Source organism: Streptomyces sp. NPDC004788 (genome assembly GCF_053601115.1).
Map to the genome: position 1 here is coordinate 1 of NZ_JBSGBF010000201.1, position 2,899 is coordinate 2,899.

Sequence of the window (2,899 nt, forward strand, 5' to 3'; positions counted from 1 at the left end):
CCCACCCGCGCGCGCCACGCGGGCCAATCGTGCCCCGGGGGGGGCGCCCACCAACGTGGGGCGCCCCGGGGGCCCCCCCCCGGCCGGCCCCCCCCCCCCCCCGCCCGGCCCCCGGGCCCGGTCCTTCCCGTCCAGGTACGGCGGCGCGGCCGGCGCCGTTTCCGGCCGTCGAGCGCCGCCGCTCACGACGACCCGGGCCGCCTGCGGAACCGCCTTGACCTGGTCGCGTACCGTGGTTCGCAGCAGAGGAGGGGACGACGCGTGGGAACCGAGAGTGCCGGGACGGAACAGCGCCAGCCCGTGATGGCGGACGTGGCGAAACTGGCGGGCGTGTCCCACCAGACGGTGTCCCGGGTGCTGAACGGTGCCCCGCACGTCCGGCCGGACACCCGGGACCGGGTGCTGGCCGCCATCCGGGAGCTCGACTACCGCCCCAACTCCGCCGCCCGCGCCCTGGTCACCCGCCGCTCGCAGACCCTCGGCGTGGTCAGCTTCGACTCGGCGCTCTACGGTCCGGCGTCGATGCTGGACGGGATCGAGGGGGCCGCGCGGAGCGCCGGGTACTTCGTCAGTGTGACCAGTCTGCGCTCCCTGGACGGCCGCTCGGTCCAGGAGGCCGTCGACCGGCTCCGCGACCAGGGGGTGGAGGGCGTCGTGGTGATCGCGCCGCAGACCTCCGCCGTCAGCGCGGTGGCCCGGCTCTCCAGCTCGGTGCCGGTCGTCGCGGTCGGATCCGGGAACCAGACCCGGGTGCCCATGGTGTCGGTGAGCAACCGGTCCGGGGCCGGAGAGGTCACCAGGCACCTGCTCGACCTGGGCCACCGCACCGTGCACCACCTGGCGGGGCCGGCCAACTGGCTGGAGAGCCAGGACCGCGAGGAGGGGTGGCGCCGCACCCTGCGGGCGGCCGACGCCCCCGTGCCGGACGTGGTGCGCGGCGACTGGAGCGCCCGCTCGGGTTACCAGGCCGGGCTGCGGCTCGCGCGACTGAGCGACGTCACCGCCGTCTTCTGCGCCAACGACCACATGGCCCTCGGCCTGCTGCGCGCCCTGCACGAGGCCGGCCGGTCGGTCCCGGGCGACATCAGCGTGGTCGGCTTCGACGACATCCCGGAGGCCGCCTACTTCATCCCGCCGCTGACGACCGTGCGGCAGGACTTCGGCGAACTCGGCAGACGGGCCCTGGAACTGCTCGTCGGGCAGCTGGCCGGCGCCACGGCCTCCAGGACCCAGGTGGAGATCTCCCCGGAGATGGTGCTGCGCCGCAGCGTGGGCCCGGCCGCCCGGCACTGAGGCTTCTGTTCCGCCCGTACCCGGCCGGTCACCACCGGGCCACCATGCAGGCGACACGGTCGTCGGGGGGAGCCGGGGGAGCGGAGGGAGCAGAGGGAGCCGGGGGAGCCGGGTCGCGCGCTCGCGCGGCCCGGCTCCGGCGCACGCACCCGGGTCAGCGGGCGCCGAGGAGGTGTTCCAGGGCCAGCTGGTCGAGCTGCTCGAAGGCCATGCCGCGGCGGGCGGCGGCGTCGACGTCGAAGTCCTCGAAGGCGGAGCGGTCCGCGAGGAGGCCGGTGAGGCCGTCCTCGGCCGTGCGGAGGGCGAGTTCGGGCAGTCGGGAGGCCGCGAGCGCGGCCCGTACCGCCGGGTCGGCCCGGAAGGCGCGGGAACGTTCCGCGAGGAGCAGGTAGTTGCGCATGCAGGCGGCCGCCGAGGCCCAGACCCCGTCGGCGTCCTCCGTGCGCGACGGCTTGAAGTCGAAGTGCCGCGGGCCGTCGTAGCCGGCCGACTCCAGCAGGTCGACCAGCCAGAAGGCCTGCCGCAGGTCCCCCGCGCCGAAGCGCAGGTCCTGGTCGTACTTGATGCCGGACTGGCCGTTGAGGTCGATGTGGAACAGCTTGTCGTGCCACAGGGCCTGCGCGATCCCGTGCGGGAAGTTGAGCCCGGCCATCTGCTCGTGGCCGACCTCCGGGTTGAGACCGACCCGGTCGGGGCGCTCCAGCGCGTTGATGAACGCCAGGGCGTGGCCGACGGTGGGCAGGAGGATGTCGCCGCGCGGCTCGTTGGGCTTGGGCTCGATGGCGAAGCGCAGGTCGTAGCCCTGCTGCTCGACGTACTCGCCGAGCAGGTCGAACGCCTCCTTCAGCCGGTCGAGCGCGGTGCGCACGTCCTTGGCCGCGCCGGACTCGGCTCCCTCGCGCCCGCCCCAGGCGACGTACACCGAGGCACCGAGCTCCACGGCCAGGTCGATGTTGCGGATCGTCTTGCGCACGGCGTAGCGCCGCACGTCACGGTCGTTGGCGGTGAACGCGCCGTCCTTGAAGACGGGATGGGTGAAGAGGTTCGTCGTCGCCATCGGCACCTTGAGGCCGGAGGAGTCCAGCGCGGTACGGAAGCGCTTGACGGCCTGTTCCCGTGCGGCCTCGCTCGCGCCGAACGGGATCAGGTCGTCGTCGTGGAAGGTGACGCCGTACGCGCCGAGCTCGGCCAGCCGGCCCACGGTCTCGACCGGGTCGAGGGCGGGGCGGGTCGCGTCGCCGAAGGGGTCGCGCCCCTGCCAGCCGACGGTCCACAGGCCGAAGGTGAACTTGTGCGCGGGGGTGGGAGACAGCGGGTCGTGGGACATGAGCGGCTCCGGATCAGTGCTGAGGGGTATTTGTCAGGGCACTCAACAAATTAGTATGCCGGGAGGTCGGACGGAACCCCACCGGAGGAACGCATGACAGCGCAGCGCGTCGTGATCGGCGTCGACAGCTCGACCCAGTCCACCAAGGCCCTCGCCGTCGACATCGACTCGGGAACGGTCGTGGGCGAGGGCCGCGCCGCCCACACCGTCAGCGAGGGCGCCGGCCGTTCCGTTCGTCCGTGCAATGGTGTGACGCCCGCTCCCTTCCGCTCGGGGAGC

General features: G+C 73.8%; 2 protein-coding genes and 1 pseudogene. 2 read left to right on the top strand and 1 reads right to left on the bottom strand.

Annotated features, from left to right (window positions below; genetic code table 11):
* Nucleotides 1-261 precede the first annotated feature (261 nt).
* Nucleotides 262-1,293, top strand: coding sequence for a LacI family DNA-binding transcriptional regulator (locus tag ACWEJX_RS37645; protein ID WP_451611909.1), 1,032 nt, complete (start codon nt 262-264; stop codon nt 1,291-1,293).
* 154 nt (nt 1,294-1,447) lie between these two features.
* Here the strand turns inward: ACWEJX_RS37645 and xylA are convergent, their stop codons facing one another.
* Nucleotides 1,448-2,620 (bottom strand): xylose isomerase, encoded by a 1,173-nt coding sequence (gene xylA, locus ACWEJX_RS37650; RefSeq protein ID WP_451611910.1) that lies wholly within the window; start codon nt 2,618-2,620, stop codon nt 1,448-1,450.
* Nucleotides 2,621-2,713: 93 nt separating this feature from the next.
* Between xylA and ACWEJX_RS37655 the strand changes: the two are divergent.
* A pseudogene (locus tag ACWEJX_RS37655) lies at nt 2,714-2,899 on the top strand (hypothetical protein); the annotation flags it as partial.